Annotated in this window: 20 protein-coding genes and 3 tRNA genes; 5 read left to right on the top strand and 18 right to left on the bottom strand. The window is 70.7% G+C overall.

Annotation, left to right across the window (positions count from 1 at the left end; all coding sequences use genetic code 11):
* Positions 1-450: 450 nt before the first annotated feature.
* From rplL to PV364_RS05165, 8 genes are all read right to left on the bottom strand, one after another.
* A complete protein-coding gene (gene rplL, locus PV364_RS05200) occupies positions 451-834 on the bottom strand; it encodes a 50S ribosomal protein L7/L12 (protein WP_319658473.1) in 384 nt (127 codons plus the stop codon).
* An 83-nt stretch (positions 835-917) separates the two neighbouring features.
* On the bottom strand, positions 918-1,475 hold the full coding sequence (rplJ, locus tag PV364_RS05195; protein WP_319658472.1) for a 50S ribosomal protein L10: 558 nt from the start codon (positions 1,473-1,475) through the stop codon (positions 918-920).
* A gap of 275 nt (positions 1,476-1,750) precedes the next feature.
* Positions 1,751-2,671 (bottom strand): hypothetical protein, encoded by a 921-nt coding sequence (locus PV364_RS05190; protein ID WP_319658471.1) that lies wholly within the window; start codon positions 2,669-2,671, stop codon positions 1,751-1,753.
* Between the two features lie 149 nt (positions 2,672-2,820).
* On the bottom strand, positions 2,821-3,546 hold the full coding sequence (gene rplA, locus PV364_RS05185; RefSeq protein WP_319658470.1) for a 50S ribosomal protein L1: 726 nt from the start codon (positions 3,544-3,546) through the stop codon (positions 2,821-2,823).
* Positions 3,547-3,635: 89 nt separating this feature from the next.
* A complete protein-coding gene (gene rplK, locus PV364_RS05180; protein WP_319135229.1) occupies positions 3,636-4,070 on the bottom strand; it encodes a 50S ribosomal protein L11 in 435 nt (144 codons plus the stop codon).
* 236 nt (positions 4,071-4,306) lie between these two features.
* A complete protein-coding gene (nusG, locus tag PV364_RS05175; protein ID WP_319658469.1) occupies positions 4,307-5,143 on the bottom strand; it encodes a transcription termination/antitermination protein NusG in 837 nt (278 codons plus the stop codon).
* A gap of 69 nt (positions 5,144-5,212) precedes the next feature.
* A complete protein-coding gene (gene secE / locus PV364_RS05170) occupies positions 5,213-5,512 on the bottom strand; it encodes a preprotein translocase subunit SecE (protein WP_319658468.1) in 300 nt (99 codons plus the stop codon).
* Between the two features lie 61 nt (positions 5,513-5,573).
* Positions 5,574-5,646, bottom strand: a tRNA-Trp gene (locus tag PV364_RS05165).
* A gap of 203 nt (positions 5,647-5,849) precedes the next feature.
* Here PV364_RS05165 and PV364_RS05160 point away from each other — a divergent pair.
* Both PV364_RS05160 and PV364_RS05155 read left to right on the top strand, forming a co-directional pair.
* Complete coding sequence (locus PV364_RS05160) at positions 5,850-7,067, top strand: pyridoxal phosphate-dependent aminotransferase (protein WP_319658467.1); 1,218 nt, start codon at positions 5,850-5,852, stop codon at positions 7,065-7,067.
* A 119-nt stretch (positions 7,068-7,186) separates the two neighbouring features.
* The gene (locus tag PV364_RS05155) at positions 7,187-8,200 is read left to right on the top strand and encodes an adenosine deaminase (RefSeq protein WP_319658466.1); all 1,014 of its coding nucleotides are present in this window, start codon (positions 7,187-7,189) and stop codon (positions 8,198-8,200) included.
* Here the strand turns inward: PV364_RS05155 and PV364_RS05150 are convergent.
* Entirely contained in the window at positions 8,194-8,808 is a 615-nt protein-coding gene (locus PV364_RS05150) for a TetR/AcrR family transcriptional regulator (protein WP_319658465.1), read from the bottom strand. The two genes, PV364_RS05155 and PV364_RS05150, sit on opposite strands and share 7 nt — an antisense overlap.
* Before the next feature lie 57 nt (positions 8,809-8,865).
* Here PV364_RS05150 and PV364_RS05145 point away from each other — a divergent pair, with 57 nt between their 5' ends.
* A complete protein-coding gene (locus PV364_RS05145; protein WP_319658464.1) occupies positions 8,866-9,498 on the top strand; it encodes an NAD(P)-dependent oxidoreductase in 633 nt (210 codons plus the stop codon).
* A gap of 68 nt (positions 9,499-9,566) precedes the next feature.
* A complete protein-coding gene (locus PV364_RS05140) occupies positions 9,567-10,070 on the top strand; it encodes a GNAT family N-acetyltransferase (protein ID WP_319658463.1) in 504 nt (167 codons plus the stop codon).
* Here the strand turns inward: PV364_RS05140 and PV364_RS05135 are convergent.
* Positions 10,060-11,115, bottom strand: a complete 1,056-nt coding sequence (locus PV364_RS05135) for a UDP-N-acetylmuramate dehydrogenase (RefSeq protein WP_319658462.1) — start codon at positions 11,113-11,115, stop codon at positions 10,060-10,062. The genes PV364_RS05140 and PV364_RS05135 overlap by 11 nt on opposite strands.
* Positions 11,116-11,178: 63 nt before the next feature.
* Positions 11,179-12,348, bottom strand: a complete 1,170-nt coding sequence (locus PV364_RS05130) for a thiolase family protein (RefSeq protein WP_319658461.1) — start codon at positions 12,346-12,348, stop codon at positions 11,179-11,181.
* Between the two features lie 191 nt (positions 12,349-12,539).
* Here PV364_RS05130 and PV364_RS05125 point away from each other — a divergent pair, with 191 nt between their 5' ends.
* Positions 12,540-13,013 carry a helix-turn-helix domain-containing protein gene (locus PV364_RS05125; RefSeq protein ID WP_319658460.1) on the top strand — a complete coding sequence of 158 codons (474 nt, stop codon included), beginning with the start codon at positions 12,540-12,542 and terminating at the stop codon, positions 13,011-13,013.
* Positions 13,014-13,092: 79 nt separating this feature from the next.
* On the opposite strand, the gene PV364_RS05120 is transcribed toward PV364_RS05125, so the two are convergent.
* The 7 genes from PV364_RS05120 to PV364_RS05090 all read right to left on the bottom strand — a co-directional run bounded on the left by PV364_RS05120 (position 13,093) and on the right by PV364_RS05090 (position 16,776).
* Positions 13,093-14,559, bottom strand: coding sequence for a DHA2 family efflux MFS transporter permease subunit (locus PV364_RS05120; RefSeq protein WP_319658459.1), 1,467 nt, complete (start codon positions 14,557-14,559; stop codon positions 13,093-13,095).
* 112 nt (positions 14,560-14,671) lie between these two features.
* A complete protein-coding gene (locus PV364_RS05115; protein ID WP_319658458.1) occupies positions 14,672-15,250 on the bottom strand; it encodes a TetR/AcrR family transcriptional regulator in 579 nt (192 codons plus the stop codon).
* Between the two features lie 90 nt (positions 15,251-15,340).
* Positions 15,341-15,775, bottom strand: coding sequence for a MaoC family dehydratase (locus PV364_RS05110; protein ID WP_319658457.1), 435 nt, complete (start codon positions 15,773-15,775; stop codon positions 15,341-15,343).
* Between the two features lie 4 nt (positions 15,776-15,779).
* Positions 15,780-16,232 carry a MaoC family dehydratase N-terminal domain-containing protein gene (locus PV364_RS05105; RefSeq protein ID WP_319658456.1) on the bottom strand — a complete coding sequence of 151 codons (453 nt, stop codon included), beginning with the start codon at positions 16,230-16,232 and terminating at the stop codon, positions 15,780-15,782.
* 98 nt (positions 16,233-16,330) lie between these two features.
* Complete coding sequence (gene rpmG / locus PV364_RS05100; protein ID WP_004571794.1) at positions 16,331-16,495, bottom strand: 50S ribosomal protein L33; 165 nt, start codon at positions 16,493-16,495, stop codon at positions 16,331-16,333.
* A gap of 89 nt (positions 16,496-16,584) precedes the next feature.
* Positions 16,585-16,657, bottom strand: a tRNA-Met gene (locus tag PV364_RS05095).
* Between the two features lie 46 nt (positions 16,658-16,703).
* A tRNA-Thr gene (locus PV364_RS05090) sits at positions 16,704-16,776 on the bottom strand.
* Positions 16,777-16,847: the final 71 nt, after the last annotated feature.

Here is a 16,847-nt window from a genome sequence, read left to right as displayed (position 1 = left end):
ACGGGCCAGGCGACAGCTAACAGGCAGCGCAAAGGGTCAGTGTAGCCACTTGGCACACTGATGTCCAGTGCAGAGTTTCGGAGACCGGTGCTGCACCAATCTCGTCCTCCGTAGGGGTCGCTAGGAGCCCCTTGTTGTGAGCCGTCATGCCCCTCGTTCACGCTTGCCACGCTAGGCATTCCCGCATCGCCCTCGATCCATGCCTCGGTACATGGCCGATGTGGCGACGCGTCCTGAGAATCGCGCGCTCCGTGCGGTTCGTCAAGGGCCCCGCCCCGCGGAGATCGTCACAGGGGGTGGCACGCGACGAACGCCGACGTCAGCGGAACGACGATGATCACCTTACCCGGGGATGGTGACACCCCGGGTGAAGGCCCACGCAGACGACCGAGGGCGGCCACCCGAAAGGGTGGCCGCCCTGCGGCTGATCAGCCCCGGGAGGGGCGTAGATCACTTGACCTCGACGGAGGCGCCGGCGCCCTTGAGGGACTCGGCGGCCTTGTCCGCGGCCTCCTTGTTGACCTTCTCCAGGACGGGCTTCGGGGCGCCGTCCACGAGGTCCTTGGCCTCCTTCAGACCCAGGGAGGTCAGCTCGCGCACGACCTTGATGACCTGGATCTTCTTGTCGCCGGCGCCGGTGAGGATGACGTCGAACTCGTCCTTCTCCTCGACGGCCTCGGCGGGGGCACCGGGGACGCCGGCGGCGGCAACGGCGACCGGGGCGGCGGCGGTGACGTCGAACTTGTCCTCGAAGGCCTTCACGAACTCGGAGAGCTCGATGAGGGTCATCTCCTCGAACTGCGCGAGCAGGTCGTCCTGGCTGAGCTTCGCCATGATGGCGGTCCTTCCACTATGCGGCTGGTGCCGTAGGTACATTGCGGCGGGCGTACGGGCCCGCTAGAGAACAGCGGGAGTGGTTACTCCGCGTCCTCGGCGGGAGCCGGCTCGCCGGCACCGCCCTGCTCCGCCTGCTTGGCACGGAGCGCGTCCACGGTGCGGACGAGCTTCGAGGGCAGTGCCTGGAAGACCGCGGCAGCCTGGGAGGGCTTGGCCTTCATGGCACCCGCCAGCTTGGCGAGCAGCACCTCGCGGGACTCGAGGTCCGCGAGCTTCTTGATCTCATCGGCGGACAGCGCCTTGCCGTCAAGGACACCGCCCTTGATGATGAGGTTCGGGTTGTCCTTGGCGAAGTCACGAAGACCCTTCGCCGACTCCACCGGGTCACCGGTGACGAAGGCGACAGCCGTCGGACCCGCGAACAGGTCGTCCAGCTGGCTGATCCCGGCCTCGTTGGCCGCGATCTTGGTCAGCGTGTTCTTCACCACGGCGTACGTGGCGTTCTCACCGAGCGAACGGCGCAGCGTCTTGAGCTGCGCCACGGTGAGACCGCGGTACTCGGTCAGCACGGCGGCGTTGGAGCTGCGGAACTTGTCCGTCAGCTCGGCAACCGCGGCGCCCTTGTCGGGCCTCGCCATAGAGCCTCGGCCTCCTTCCGGGTGATTCGGACCGCGCGGGAAGGGGCCGGCAAAAACGAACGCCCCGGCGCAGGCGCACGGGGCGTGACTCGACCAGGACCGCAAAGCGTTCCCAGGAGTGCATCCACAGTCACCTGCGCGGGTCGTCCGCAGTAAACGGATCCTTCGGCCGCCGGGCCCTGTGCGGGCACGGCAACGACCAGCGGTCTTTGGCTTCTGTGGAAGGGTACGCGAACCGATCGGCGGCAAGCAAATCGGGCGACAGGGCCTCGGTATCAGCCGTTCACACCGGAGGGCTTCATGTCCCCCAGCATCTTGAACAGGTCGACGGTCTCCTTCGCCGGCGGCGCCTGGACGGTGGCCGCGGCACCGTAGTCGGAGTAGTCGGCACGGACCTTGATCGTGCCCTTCGGCATGGTCATCCCGACGGCCATCCGGACCGGGTAGTGATCGGAGTTGACCCAGAACTCGGTGTCGTAGCCCTTGATCCCCAGCTTCTTGGTGTTGGCGATCACCTCGGCCCGCTGCTTCGCCGAGAGGGCGGAGGCGCCCTTGTTGGCGTCGAGCATCTCCTCGAAGGTGAGCGTGCCCTTGTAGTGCTCCGTCTGGACGCCGCCGACCTTCTCCGAGCCGAGGTGCTTCAGGCTCGGGGACTCCAGCAGCAGGGCGAGCTGCTCGGACGGGTCCTGGTTCATGTTCTCCAGGCCGGCGCTCATCTGCTTCTGCATCTCGGCGTTCCCGCTGGCGGCGGCGGCCGCCTTGAAGTCCAGCTTCATCCAGTGCTTGCCGCCCATCTCGGCGGCCTGCTCGGCGCCCATGTCCATGTAGATGGCGTCGTCCACCATCACCATGTGCACCTGCGAGGGGGCGCCGGGGGCGCTGTCGGTCAGGGCGGAGCCCTTGACCGTCATGTCCATCACGGCGGGGTCCCAGCCCTGGACACCGGAGACCTGCACGGTGCCGCTGTCGTCCATGCCGGGCGGCGTCGTCACCGTCATCCGGACCTTGGCGGACTTGGCCTCGGAGGTCTTGGTGAAGGCGGCACGGATGAAGTCGAGCGCCTCGCTCCGCGTCTGCAGGGCCCCCGCCTTACCGCCGCTGCTGCCCGTGTCGCCGCCCTGGCAACCCGCGAGACCCACCACGACGGCCGCGGCCGCCAGACCGGCACTCGCGCGCCTGGCTACGGACATGTTCATGAATTCCCACCCCTGTGTCTCGTCACTCCGGCCCCGGCAGGTACCCCGGGACCGTTTGCACGCTAGCGCACCCCGCCGACACTGTCGTACGAAAAAACCGGCCCCCGCGCCTCGAAGGCGCGGGGGCCGGTCCACGGCACACGACCCGGTCAGAGAGCGGCCGGGTCCTCCTCGGCGAGGAGGTTGCGGGTGCGGTTGGCGTCCAGCGGGATGCCGGGGCCCATCGTGGTGCTGATGGCGGCCTTCTTGATGTAGCGGCCCTTGGCGGCGGACGGCTTCAGACGCATGATCTCGTCCAGCGCGGCGCCGTAGTTCTCGACCAGCTGCTGCTCACCGAACGACGTCTTGCCGATGATGAAGTGCAGGTTCGAGTGCTTGTCGACGCGGAACTCGATCTTGCCGCCCTTGATGTCGGTGACGGCCTTGGCGACGTCGGGGGTGACGGTGCCGGTCTTCGGGTTCGGCATCAGACCACGGGGACCGAGGACACGGCCCAGGCGGCCGACCTTGCCCATGAGGTCCGGGGTGGCGACGACGGCGTCGAAGTCCAGACGGCCCTTCGCCACCTCGTCGATCAGCTCGTCGGCGCCGACGATGTCGGCGCCCGCGGCACGCGCGGCCTCGGCACGGTCACCGGTCGCGAAGACCAGGACCCGGGCGGTCTTGCCGGTGCCGTGCGGAAGGTTCACGGTGCCACGGACCATCTGGTCGGCCTTGCGCGGGTCGACGCCCAGACGGAAGGCCACCTCGACGGTGCTGTCGAACTTGGTGGTGGAGGTCTCCTTGGCGAGACGGACCGCCTCGAGGGGGGCGTACACACGCTCCCGGTCGATCTTGCTGTCCGCAGCGCGGAGAGACTTGCTGCGCTTGCTCACTGCTGCTCCTGTGTGTCTTGAGGAGTCGTGGTGCGGGCCGAGCCGGCCCTGCCACGTGTCTGCCGGTGTGGAGTGGTGCGGGGGCTGTGTCAGCCCTCGACCGTGATGCCCATGGAACGCGCGGTGCCGGCGATGATCTTCTCGGCGGCGTCCAGGTCGTTCGCGTTCAGGTCGGGCAGCTTGGTCGTGGCGATCTCGCGGACCTGGTCACGCGTCAGCTTCGCGACCTTGGTCTTGTGCGGCTCGCCGGAGCCCTTCTCCACACCCGCGGCCTTCAGGATCATGCGGGAGGCCGGCGGCGTCTTGGTGATGAAGGTGAAGGAACGGTCCTCGTAGACCGTGATCTCCACCGGGATCACCCAGCCACGCTGCGACTCGGTCGCCGCGTTGTAGGCCTTGCAGAACTCCATGATGTTGACGCCGTGCTGGCCGAGCGCCGGGCCGACGGGCGGGGCCGGGTTGGCCGCACCTGCGTTGATCTGGAGCTTGATAAGCCCCGTGACCTTCTTCTTCTTGGGAGGCATTGCTCTCTCCGGGTCCTAGTGAGAGTGTTCCTGCCTGCGAGCAGGCATACCGCACGATTTTAGCGGTGTGCCGCCGAAACCCGGAAACCGGCAGGTCAGACCGTCCTCCGGAGACCCTTTAGCGGCGCGCGCGCCCGGCGGCGGCCGGCAGCCCGGCCGCGTTCCCCGGCACGCGAAAGAGCCCCTGCTCAGCGCGGGAACGCTGGAGGCAGGGGCCCTTTCGGAAGATCGTCCGGCTAGTTCTTCTGGATCTGGTCGAAGCTGAGCTCGACCGGCGTCTCGCGGCCGAAGATCTCGACGAGGCCCTTGACCTTCTTGGAGTCCGGGTTGATCTCGTTGATCGTGGCCTGGAGGGTCGCGAAGGGGCCGTCGGTGACCGTGACCGAGTCGCCGACCTCGAAGTCCAGCACCTGGACCTCGACCTTGCGCTTGGTGACGCCGCCCTCGCCGCCCTCGGCGGTCGCGGCCTGCTCCTCGACCTCGGGAGCGAGCATCTTGGTGACCTCGTCCAGCGTCAGCGGGTACGGGTCGTAGGCGTTGCCGACGAAGCCGGTGACGCCGGGCGTGTTGCGGACGACGCCCCAGGACTCGTTCGTCAGGTCCATGCGCACCAGCACGTAGCCGGGGAGCTTGTTCTGACGGACGGTGCGGCGGTCGCCGTTCTTGATCTGGACGACTTCTTCCTGGGGCACTTCGGCCTGGTAGATGTAGTCCTCGACGTTCAGCGAGACGGCGCGCTGCTCCAGGTTGGACTTCACGCGGTTCTCGTAGCCGGCGTAGGTGTGGATGACGTACCACTCGCCGGGCAGGGCACGCAGCTCGTCGCGGAAGGCCGCCACCGGGTCCACCGGGGCCTGCTCCTCCGCGGTCTTCTCGTCCTCGCCCTCGACGGCCGCCGTCTCGTCCACGTCCTCGTCGACGACCTGCACCGCGTCCTGCTCGGCCGGCTCACCGGCGGCCTGGTCAGCAGCCTCGGCCTGGTCGATGTCGCCGTCGGCGGCCTCGACGATGTCGAGCGCGGTGTCGTCGCCCTCGACGGTCTCGTCGGCGTCGTACAGGTTCGGGTCAGACACGGTCGCTGCTTCTTCCTTCAAGATGTGGAACAGGCGGTCGGGCACCACGGGTGCCCTCCGCGAGGGGAATCACCCGAAGATGTACGAGACGCCCTTGTTGAGTCCCCAGTCAATCACGGTCACGAGCGCGATGATGACCACAACGAAGACAATCACCACGCTGGTGTACGTGCTGAGCTCGCTGCGCGTCGGCCAGACGACCTTGCGGAGCTCCGCCACGATCTGGCGGTAGAAGAGCGCGAGGCGGGCCAGGGGGCCCTTCTTCCCGCGCTTGCCGCCGCGACGGGCCTTCTTGGAGCCGTCGTCCGCGGAGCCGTCATCAGGACGACCGCTTTCAGGTGTTGCGGTCGAGCCCAGGGCTTCCGTCACTCGTCCTCACCTGAATCCGATTGATTGCCTGTACAACGAAGAAGCGTGTGCCTGCGAACAGCAGGGCCGGAGGGACTCGAACCCCCAACCGCTGGTTTTGGAGACCAGTGCTCTACCAATTGAGCTACGACCCTTCGAGTGTCACCCAACGTACCGCATCCGGCCGAGTGCACGATGTGCACAGGCAAGATCGGCTCGTGGGGGCCATCGACGGATGAGTGTACGTGTTCCGGGCCCGGCCGTCGAATGCGTTGCGTGTTCGGCGTGCTTCGGCTCGGTTCTGCCCGGAACGTGAACTCGTGTGCCCGGGCCCCCCGCGGTCTGCGACGATGCAGACATGACCGCAGCAAATGAACGACGCGTGTCGGCCCGCATCGGGTCGATCTCCGAGTCCGCGACGCTCGCCGTGGACGCCAAGGCCAAAGCGCTCAAGGCCGCCGGGCGACCGGTCATCGGCTTCGGTGCCGGCGAGCCCGACTTCCCCACGCCCGACTACATCGTCGAGGCGGCCGTGGAGGCGTGCCGCAATCCGAAGTACCACCGCTACACCCCGGCCGGCGGGCTGCCGGAGCTGAAGGCCGCGATCGCCGCCAAGACGCTGCGCGACTCCGGCTACGAGGTCGACGCCTCCCAGATCCTGGTCACCAACGGCGGCAAGCAGGCCATCTACGAGGCCTTCGCCGCCATCCTGGACCCGGGCGACGAGGTCATCGTCCCGGCCCCGTACTGGACGACCTACCCGGAGTCGATCCGGCTGGCCGGCGGTGTCCCGGTCGAGGTCGTCGCCGACGAGACGACCGGCTACCGGGTCACCGTCGAGCAGCTGGAGGCCGCGCGCACCGAGAACACCAAGGTCGTGCTCTTCGTGTCGCCGTCCAACCCGACCGGCGCGGTCTACAGCGAGGCCGAGACCGAGGCCATCGGCCGCTGGGCCGTCGAGCACGGCCTGTGGGTGCTGACCGACGAGATCTACGAGCACCTGGTGTACGGCGGCGCCTCCGCGGTCTCGATGCCCGCGGTCCTGCCCCAGCTGCGCGACAAGTGCATCGTGGTCAACGGCGTCGCCAAGACGTACGCCATGACCGGCTGGCGGGTCGGGTGGGTCATCGGCCCCAAGGACGTGGTCAAGGCCGCTACCAACCTGCAGTCGCACGCCACCTCGAATGTGAGCAACGTCGCACAGGCCGCCGCCCTGGCCGCCGTCTCCGGCGACCTGGAGGCCGTGGCGAGGATGCGCGAGGCCTTCGACCGGCGCCGGCAGACCATCGTGCGGATGCTCAACGAGATCCCGGGCGTGGTGTGCCCCGAACCCGAGGGCGCGTTCTACGTGTACCCGTCGGTCAAGGGCGTGCTCGGCAAGGAGATCCGCGGCAGGCGGCCGCAGAGCTCCGTGGAGCTCGCCGAGCTGATCCTGGAGGACGCGGAGGTCGCGGTCGTCCCGGGCGAGGCCTTCGGCACCCCGGGCTACCTGCGGCTGTCGTACGCGCTCGGTGACGAGGACCTGGTCGAGGGCGTGGCCCGGATCCAGAAGCTGCTGGGCGAGGCCAAGGCCTGACGCATCGGCGCTGTCGCGGGCCCCGGCCGGTTCGGCCGGGGCCCGCGCGCGTGTGCGGGCAAGCCCTCGTTCGGGGAAAGCGCTACCGGCACCCCGGGGCAGTGCGGCAGGATCTCTGAATGGCACGCGATGTTTCCCTCCTCCCCAAGGCGCACCTGCACCTGCACTTCACCGGCTCGATGCGGCCCGCGACCCTGATGGAACTGGCCCAGAAGTACGGGGTGCACCTCCCCGAGGCCCTGACCTCCGGCGAGCCGCCCAGCCTCCGCGCGACCGACGAGCGCGGCTGGTTCCGCTTCCAGCGCCTGTACGACATCGCGCGGTCGGTGCTCCGCACCCCCGAGGACATCCGGCGGCTGGTGCGGGAGGCGGCGGAGGAGGACGCCAGGGACGGTTCGGGGTGGTTGGAGATACAGGTCGACCCGACCTCGTACGCGCCCCGGCTGGGCGGGCTGATCCCGGCCATGGAGATCATCCTGGACGCGGTGGAGACCGCCTCCCGCGACACCGGTGTGGGCATGGCCGTGGTCGTCGCCGCCAACCGCACCAAGCACCCGCTGGACGCCCGCACGCTGGCCCGGCTCGCGGTGCGCTACGCCGGCCACGGCGTGGTCGGCTTCGGGCTCTCCAACGACGAACGGCGGGGCCTGGCACGGGACTTCGACCGGGCCTTCGCCATCGCCCGGGAGGGCGGCCTGCTGGCGGCCCCGCACGGCGGCGAGCTGGCCGGGGCGAGCAGCGTCCGCGACTGCCTGGACGACCTGCACGCGAGCCGGGTCGGGCACGGCGTCCGGGCCGCGGAGGACCCGCGGCTGATGGCCAGGCTCGCCGAGCGCGGCGTGACCTGCGAGGTGTGCCCCGCCTCCAACGTCGCCCTGGGTGTCTACGAGGAGCCCGGGCAGGTGCCGCTGCGCACGCTCTTCGACGCCGGGGTGCCGATGGCCCTGGGCGCGGACGACCCGCTGCTGTTCGGCTCGCGGCTGGCCGCGCAGTACGAACTGGCACGCGGGGCGCACGGCTTCGGGGACGCCGAACTGGCCGAACTGGCCCGCCAGTCGGTGCGCGGCTCGGCGGCACCGGAGGGGGTGCGCACCAAGCTGCTGGCCGGCATCGACGACTGGCTCGCTCACTGATCCGGGGCGATCCCGGACAGCACGGTGCGGGCGATGGCGGCGGCGAACTCCTCCAGCGGCTGGTCGTCGACGGGTTCGCCCAGGTAGCAGTTGAGGAAGCCGCGCTGGTAGCAGGCGCCGAGGAGCAGCGCGGCGGCCGCGTCGGTGTCGGCGTCGGCGCGGATGCGGCCGCCCGCGCGCTCCGCGCGCAGGTAGCGGGAGAGCGCGCGCAGCGGGACGACCGGGCCGCGGTCCAGCGGGCGCAGGGCCTCGCGGTGCCGGGCCAGCAGGGCGGGTTCGGCGAAGAGCGAGGCGGCGATCGGCACGCTGGACTCGTAGAACAGCACGGCGGTGCGCGCGATGTCGGCCAGGCAGCTCTCGACGCTGCGGCCGCCGGGGTCCGCGGTCAGCTCGGCCATCAGCGGTCCGAGCCGGGGCGCCCGCTCCGCCAGGACGTGGACGAAGAGCTCCTCCTTGTTGGCGAAGTGCTTGTAGAGCGCGGCCTCTGAGCAGCCGGCCGCCTTGGCGATCTCCTTGGTGGTCGTCCTGGCGAGGCCGATCGTGCGCATCAGGCGGTCGGCGGCGTCCAGAATTCGCTGCCGGGTGGGCGTTGACTCGGGGGTGAGCATGCACTCACCCTAGTAGTGAGTGAATACTCACCCACTACTCACTCGGGGAGATCAGCGATGGAGCTCACGGTGTTCGGAGCGACCGGCGGCATCGGGCAGGAGATCGTGCGGCAGGCACTGGCGCAGGGCCACGGTGTGACCGCGGTGGTGCGCGACCCGGCCCGGCTGCCGGTGACCGGTACCGGCCTGCGGGTCGTCACCACGGGGCTGACCGACCCCGAACCGCTGCGCACGGCGGTCGCCGGGCGGGACGCGGTGCTGTCCGGGCTCGGCCCGCGACGGCGGGGGGACGCGGGGATCGCCACCCGGATCACCCGTCCGGTACTGCGCGCCATGGAGGCCGAGGGCGTACGCCGCTTCGTCGCGGTCAGCGCGGCGCCGCTGGGTCCCGTGCCGGAGGGCGAGACGCTGTTCGGGCGGATCATGACGCCCGTGGTCTCCGGGCTGCTGCGGCCGGTCTACGACGACCTGCGGGAGATGGAGGACGAGATGCGCCGCAGCGCGACCGACTGGACCGCCGTCCGGCCGCCGAAGCTCAACGACAAGCCGCTGACCGGGGTCTACCGGACGGCCCTGGGCGCCAATCTGCGCGGCGGCCACAGCATCGGTCGGGCCGACGTGGCCCACGCGATGCTGGCCGCGATCGGCGACCCCGCGACCGTGAAGCAGGCCCTCGGCGTGGCGTACTGACCCCTGGCGACGCCCGGCCCCGCACGTCCGCTTCCCGCCCGCCGGGTCACTGCGGCATCGTTCCCGGTATGACACATGCGCCGCGCCTGGAGACGATCACCGTCGGCAACATCGACGCCGCGCTCGGCCTGCGCGTCCGGCCCGGACAGGAGCACCTGGTCGCGCCGGTCGTGAAGTCCCTCGCCGAGGCGTACGTCCATCAGGACACCGCCTGGCCGCGGCTGATCGTCGACGGCGGCCGGGCGGTCGGCTTCGTGATGGCCTTCCTGGACATCGACTGGACCGGCGACGGCACCGGCCGCGACGTGCGGTCCGGCCTGTGGCGGCTGCTCGTGGACGCGGACGAGCAGGGCCGCGGTTACGGCCGCTTCGCCGTCGCGGAGGTCGCCGCCGAGATCCGCCGCCGCGGCGGCACCCGGATGACCGTCACCTGGGTGCCCGGCCCGGGCGGCCCCGAGCGGTTCTACGCGGGCCTCGGCTTCCGCCTAACCGGGGAGACCAGCGGGGACCAGGTGGTCGGCGAGCTGGAGCTCGGCGGCCCGGGCTCCGGCCCGGCCCCGGTCAGAGGCTGACGCCCACCGTCACCGGCTCGTTGACCAGGACGACGCCGAAGGCCTCGTGGACGCCCGCGACGACCTCGCGGGCGAGGGCCAGCAGGTCGGCGGTGGTGGCGGAGCCGCGGTTGGTCAGGGCGAGGGTGTGCTTGGTGGAGATGCGGGCGGGACCGCTGCCGTAGCCCTTGGTGAAGCCGGCCTTGTCGATCAGCCAGGCCGCGGAGGTCTTGATGTGCCCGTCGCCCGAGGGGTAGGCGGGGGGCTCCGTGTCCGCGCCGAGGCGGTCGTGGACGCGGGCCAGGAAGTCGGCGTACCCGGCCTCCGTGAGGATCGGGTTGGTGAAGAAGGAGCCGGCCGACCAGGTGTCGTGGTCCTCCGGGTCCAGCACCATGCCCTTGCCGGAGCGCAGCTTCAGCACCGTCTCGCGAGCGGTGGCCAGCGCCACCCGCTCCCCGGCGCCGACCCCCAGGGCGCGGGCCACCTCGGCGTACTTCACGGGCGCGGACATGCCGTCGGCGTCCTCCAGCGCGAAGCGGACGCGCAGCACGACGTAGCGCGCCGGGTCCGCCTTGAAGCGGCTGTGGCGGTAGGAGAAGGCGCACCCGGCGTTGTCCAGCGTGACGGTCTCCCCCGCGACGCGGTCGTACGCGATCACCTCGGTGATCGTGCTCGCCACTTCCTGGCCGTACGCCCCCACGTTCTGGATCGGCGTGGCCCCGGCGGAGCCCGGGATGCCGGCCAGGCACTCCACGCCCGCCAGGCCCGCCTCGACGGTGCGGGCGACGGCATCGGTCCACACCTCACCGGCGGCCAGTTCCAGTGCGGTGCCGAGCAGTTCGAAGCCCTGGGTGGCGATGCGCAGCGCCGTGCCCGCGAAGCCCTCGTCGCCGATGACCAGGTTGCTGCCGCCGCCGATGACCAGCAGCGGTGTCCCGGACGCGTCGGCCTCCCGGACGGCCTCGACGACCTCGGCGTCGGTGGTCGCGGTCACCAGGCGGGCGGCGGGGCCGCCGAGGCGGAAGGTGGTCAGGGGCGCGAGCGGGGCGTCGTGGAGTACGTGCACGGCATTCAGGGTACGGGGCGGGCCGCGCCGGTCCGCGGCCCGGCCGCCCCGCACCCCGGGCGGCTAGAGCGCTTCGAGGATCGTGGCGTTGGCCAGGCCGCCCGCCTCGCACATGGTCTGCAGCCCGTAGCGCGCGCCGCGTGCCCGCATGGCGTGGACGAGGGTGGTCATGATCCGCGCGCCGCTGGCGCCGAGCGGGTGGCCGAGCGCGATGGCGCCGCCGTTGACGTTGACCTTGGCCGGGTCGGCGCCGGTCTCCTGCTGCCAGGCGAGGACGACGCTGGCGAAGGCCTCGTTGACCTCGAACAGGTCGATGTCCTCCAGGTTCAGTCCGGCACGGCGCAGGACCCGCTCGGTGGCCGGGATGACGCCGGTCAGCATGAGCAGCGGGTCGGAACCGGTGACGGCGAAGCTGTGCAGGCGCGCGAGCGGGCGCAGGCCGAGGCGTTCGGCGGTCTCACTGCTCATGATCAGCACGGCGGAGGCGCCGTCGTTGATCGGGCTGCTGTTGCCGGCGGTGACCGACCAGTCGATCTGCGGGAAGCGCTCGGTGTAGCCGGGGTGGGCGAAGGCGGGGCGAAGCCCGGCCAGGACCTCCGGGGTGGTCGCGGGGCGCACGGACTCGTCGGCGGTCAGCCCGGCGAGCGGCGCGACCTCCGCGTCGAAGGCGCCCGCCGCCCAGGCCGCGGCCGCCTTGCGGTGCGACTCGGTGGCGAAGACGTCCATGGCCTCGCGGCTCAGCGACCACTTGGCCGCGATCAGCTCGGCGCTGATGCCCTGCGGGATCAGCCCGCCGGGGAAGCGCTCGGCGATGCCGGGCCCGAACGGGTCGGAGCCGGGCAGCACGTTGGAGCCCATCGGCACCCGGCTCATCGACTCCACTCCGCAGGCCACGACGATGTCGTAGGCGCCCGCGACGACGCCCTGCGCGGCGAAGTGCACCGCCTGCTGCGAGGAACCGCACTGGCGGTCGACGGTGGTGGCCGGGACGGAGTCGGGGAAGCCGGCGGACAGCCAGGCCCAGCGCGTGGTGTTCATGGCCTGCTCGCCGACCTGGCCGACGGTGCCGCCGATGACGTCGTCCACCAATGCGGGGTCGATACCGCTACGGGTGACGAGCTCCGCGAGGGTGTGGGCGAGCAGCTCCACCGGGTGCGTCCCGGCGAGCGCCCCGCCGGGCTTGCCCTTGCCGATCGGGGTGCGGACGGCTTCGACGATGACGGCGTCACGCATGACGGTCGCCTCCTGGGTGAGGGTGGGGTTCCGGACGACGAGAGGGGCGGCGCGCGGCAACCGCTCCCGACAGGTCGCCGGGCCGGACACCGGGTCCGCCGAGGGAGTTGATTTGAATCTCCAACTCACTCCCTACTCCAGAGTAGGACCAGTCGATTTGAAATCACAACCTGCCATGTGAGACTGGACCGGTGAGCCCGACCACAGCCCGCCCCGCCGTCCCCGGACGCCCCTGCTCCGCTGCCGCCGCGCTCCAGGTCGTCGGGGAGAAGTGGGCGCTGCTCGCGATGCGCGAGATCCTCTACGGCAACCACCGCTTCGACGTCATCGCCCGCAACACCGGCGCCCCGCGCGACCGGCTCACGGCGCGGCTGCGCGCGCTGGAGGAGGCGGGCGTCATCGAGCGCCGCGCCTACAGCGAGCGTCCGCCGCGCTACGAGTACCACCCCACCGCCGCCGGACGGGACCTCACCGAGGTGCTCCGCGCCCTGGTCAGGTGGGGCGACACATGGGTCCTCGACGAGCCGCCGGTCTCCTTCCGCCACCACGACCACCCCTTCGACCCCGTCGAGACCTGCCGCACCTGCGGGGAGACGGTGGCCGAGGGCACCCTCTCGCTCACCCTCAACACCCCGGACTGGGACCACGCCGGCCCCGTGGGCTGAAGTCCGCGGCCGAGTCCGCCGGCGAAACGCCGTGCGGCCCCGCCCCCGCACCGGGGACGGGGCCGCACGCGCACCGGTGTCACTGCTCGGCGCCCACCAGAAGCCGCGCGTCCCCGGCCGCGCCCGCCTTCCCTGCCGCCGCCGCGGAGCGCCGCCCCGGTACGAGGAGCGCCGCGACCGCGCCGACAGCGACCGCCGCCGCGCCGACCCAGAGGGCGGGGGTGATGCCGTCCACGAAGCGGGTCGCGGACTCGTAGCCGCCCTGGGCGGAGAAGACCGCCGCCAGACTGGCCACGCCGAGCGCGCCGCCGACCTCGCGCAGGGCGTTGTTGGCGCCCGAGGCGATGCCCTGCTCCTCGGGGCGGACGCTGCTCATGACGATGTTGGCGCTGGGCGCGAAATACAGAGCCATGCCGACACCGCTCACGACGAGCGCCGGGATCTGCGCTCCGTAGGACACGCCGGGCTCGATGACCAGGGCGAAGAGCCCGAGCCCGACCGCCTGCAGGGCGAGCCCCGCCGCGACGACCGGGCGGCCGCCGATCCGGTCGGAGAGAAAACCCGCGATCGGCGCCACGATCATCGGCATGCCGGTCCAGGGCAGCATCCGCAGCCCCGCCTCGGTCGGGGAGTAGCCCGCCACGCCCTGCAGGAACTGGCTGAGCAGGAAGATCGACCCGAACATCCCGAGGAACATCAGCAGGCTGGCCGTGTTGATCGCGGCGAACGCGCGGCTGCGGAACAGCCGCATCGGCAGGATCGGGTTGCGGGCCCGCATGCCGTGCCGCACGAACAGGGCGAGCAGGACGCCGCCCGCGATCAGGCCGCCGAGCACCGGCCCGCTGGTCCAGCCGTCGGCGTTGCCGCGGACCAGGGCGTAGACGATCCCGAAGAGGCCACCGCTGGCGAGCAGCGTGCCGGGCACGTCCAGCCGCGGGTTGGGGCCGCGGCTCTCCGCCAGGCGCAGCCGGGCGAGCGGGATGAGCAGCAGACCGAGCGGGACGTTGACCCAGAAGATCCACTGCCAGGAGATGTGCTCGGTCAGCGAGCCGCCGATCAGCGGCCCGGCGGCGACCGCGAGGCCGTTGACCGCGCCCCAGATGCCGAAGACCATGCCGCGCCGCTGCGGCGGCACCGCGGCCGACAGCAGGGTGAGGGTGAGCGGCATGAGGATGGCCGCGCCGATGCCCTGGACCGCGCGGGCCGCGATCAGCTCCCCCATGCCCGGCGCGAGCGCGGCACCCGCGGAGGCCGTGGAGAAGATCCCGAGGCCTACCAGGAACATCCGGCGCCGTCCGAAGCGGTCGCCGAGGGCCGCGCCGAACATGAGGAGGACGGCGAAGGTGAGCGTGTAGGCGCTCACCGTCCATTCCAGGTCCTCCAGGGCGCCGCCCAGGTCCTTGCGGATGGAGGGCAGCGCGGTGGTGACGACGAGGTTGTCCAGCGCGGCCATGAAGCCGGCGACGCTGGTGACGAGCAGGGCCCAGCCGACGCCCCCGCGTCCCGCGGGGGCGTCCTGCCGCTGTTCTTGCTGTGCCGGTTCCATGATTCCGTCCCCCAAGCAATTTAGTAATTGATCAATAACTTTCGCGGACAGACGTCCGCCCGCCGGGATCCGGCCCGCGCGGTCCGCCGGCCGTTCCCCTCCTTGTGCGTGCTCAGTGCGCGCCGCCCGGGGGCTTGTCCGGGAAGCGGTCGCCGTACAGCTCCTCGACGCCCGCCCAGCAGCGCGACTCCGGTGGGACACCGAGCGCGACCAGGACGTTCACCAGCATGCCGGTGCCGAAGAACTCGGCCGTCTCCCGCTCGCTCACCCCGGTACGGGCCGCGACGTACTCCCACAGCCCCATCCAGCCGCTGCGGCAGGCGTCCCGGATCTCCTCGTCGTCGACGGAGGCCACGTACATCTGCAGCTGCATCCGCAGGATGTCGCCGCCCGAGATGAGCTCCTGGTACGAGCCGCACATCGCCTCGAAGGCCTCGCCGCCTTCCAGACCCTGCGCCGCCTTCTCGAAGTGCCCCTCGATGGACTGCAGGCACCGTTCGAGCACGGCCAGGAACAGCGCCTTCTTGTTCGGGAAGAGCCGGAAGAGGTACGGCTGCGACACGCCCATGCGCTTGGCGATGACGCCGGTGGAGGTGCCGTGGAAGCCGCTCATGCCGAACTCCGTCATCGCGGCGCGCACGGCCGCCTCGCGGCGCTCGTCCGCGCTCATCCGCATTCCGTCGCTCGCCATGGTCAGTAAGTTATCAGTCACTAACTACGCGGGGCAAGAGGGGAGGCGGCGGGACCTCCCGCCGCCTCCCCCCTCGAACGCCGCTTCCGGCTACGCCAGCCGGACCACCGCACGGGACATGCCCAGCACCTTCTGCCCGGCACTGACGGCCGTCAGATCCACCCGCACCGTGCGCTCCCCGTCGTCCAGCTTTGCCGCGACCTTGGCGCTGACCTCGATGAGTGCGCCCTCGTCGTCGTCGGGCACCACGACCGGCTTGGTGAAGCGCACCCCGTAGTCGACGACCGCGCCCGGGTCGCCCGTCCAGTCGGTGACCACCCGGATCGCCGAGGCCATGGTGAACATGCCGTGCGCGATGACGTCCGGCAGGCCCACCTCCTTGGCGAACCGCTCGTTCCAGTGGATCGGGTTGAAGTCGCCCGAGGCACCCGCGTACTGCACGAGTGTGGCGCGATTCACGGGGAAGGACCGCGCCGGCAGCTCGGTGCCGACCTCGACCTCGTCGTAGGAGATCTTCGCAGTCATCAGCTCACTCACCCTCCGGCGCGCGCGCCACCAGCTTCGTCAGCGCCGTCACCACGTGCTCGCCGCTCTCGTCGTGAGCCTCGCCACGAACGTCGATGACATCGTTGCCCGCGAGCGACTTGATCGCGTCGATCGCGACCGTCACCGACAGCCGGTCACCGGCGCGCACCGGACGGGTGTACTCGAACCGCTGGTCGCCGTGGACGACCCGCTCGTAGTCGAGGCCCAGTTCCGGGTCGAGGATGACCTGCATCGAGGCCTTGTAGGTCATCACGAAGGCGAAGGTCGGCGGGGCGATCACATCGGGGTGCCCGAGCGCCTTGGCGGCCTCGGGGTCGAGGTAGACCGGGTTCGGGTCGCCGATCGCCTCGGCGAACTCGCGGATCTTCTCCCGGCCGACCTCGTACGGAGCGGTGGGGGGATAGGTCCGCCCCACGAACGACTGGTCCAGCGCCATCGGCACCTCCTGGAGCTGTGGTGGTTCTTGGTCCAACAACGCCGCGAGGCCGCCCCTGCAGTACAGGGACGGCCTCGTCGGTCCTACTACGGCCTGTGTCAGCGCGTCTCGCGGTGCGCGGTGTGCGCGTTGCAGCGCGGGCAGTGCTTCTTCATCTCAAGACGGTCCGGGTCGTTGCGCCGGTTCTTCTTGGTGATGTAGTTCCGCTCCTTGCACTCCACGCAGGCCAGCGTGATCTTCGGGCGGACGTCGGTGGCGGCCACGTGAGTGCTCCTTGACGAACGGTAATAAGGTTTCGAACACGGAAAGAGTAGCCGATTGAGGGACCGATCCCACAATCGGCTACGCAAGGTAGCGGCGACCGGACTTGAACCGGTGACACAGCGATTATGAGCCGCTTGCTCTACCGACTGAGCTACGCCGCTTCGATGAGGAGATCACCCGCCCGAAGGCGGGTCACCTGATCATCAGAGCCCCAATACGGAATCGAACCGTAGACCTTCTCCTTACCATGGAGACGCTCTGCCGACTGAGCTATTGGGGCGAGCGAGGAAGACATTACACGGTCCGCCGCCGAAGGTGAAATCCGTATCTAGTGGGCACCGGCCGCGTCCC

The organism is Streptomyces sp. MI02-7b (assembly GCF_033793585.1).
Taxonomy (GTDB): domain Bacteria; phylum Actinomycetota; class Actinomycetes; order Streptomycetales; family Streptomycetaceae; genus Actinacidiphila.
Note: the sequence above shows the minus strand (reverse complement) of the source record. Positions and strands in the feature narration are given on the sequence as shown.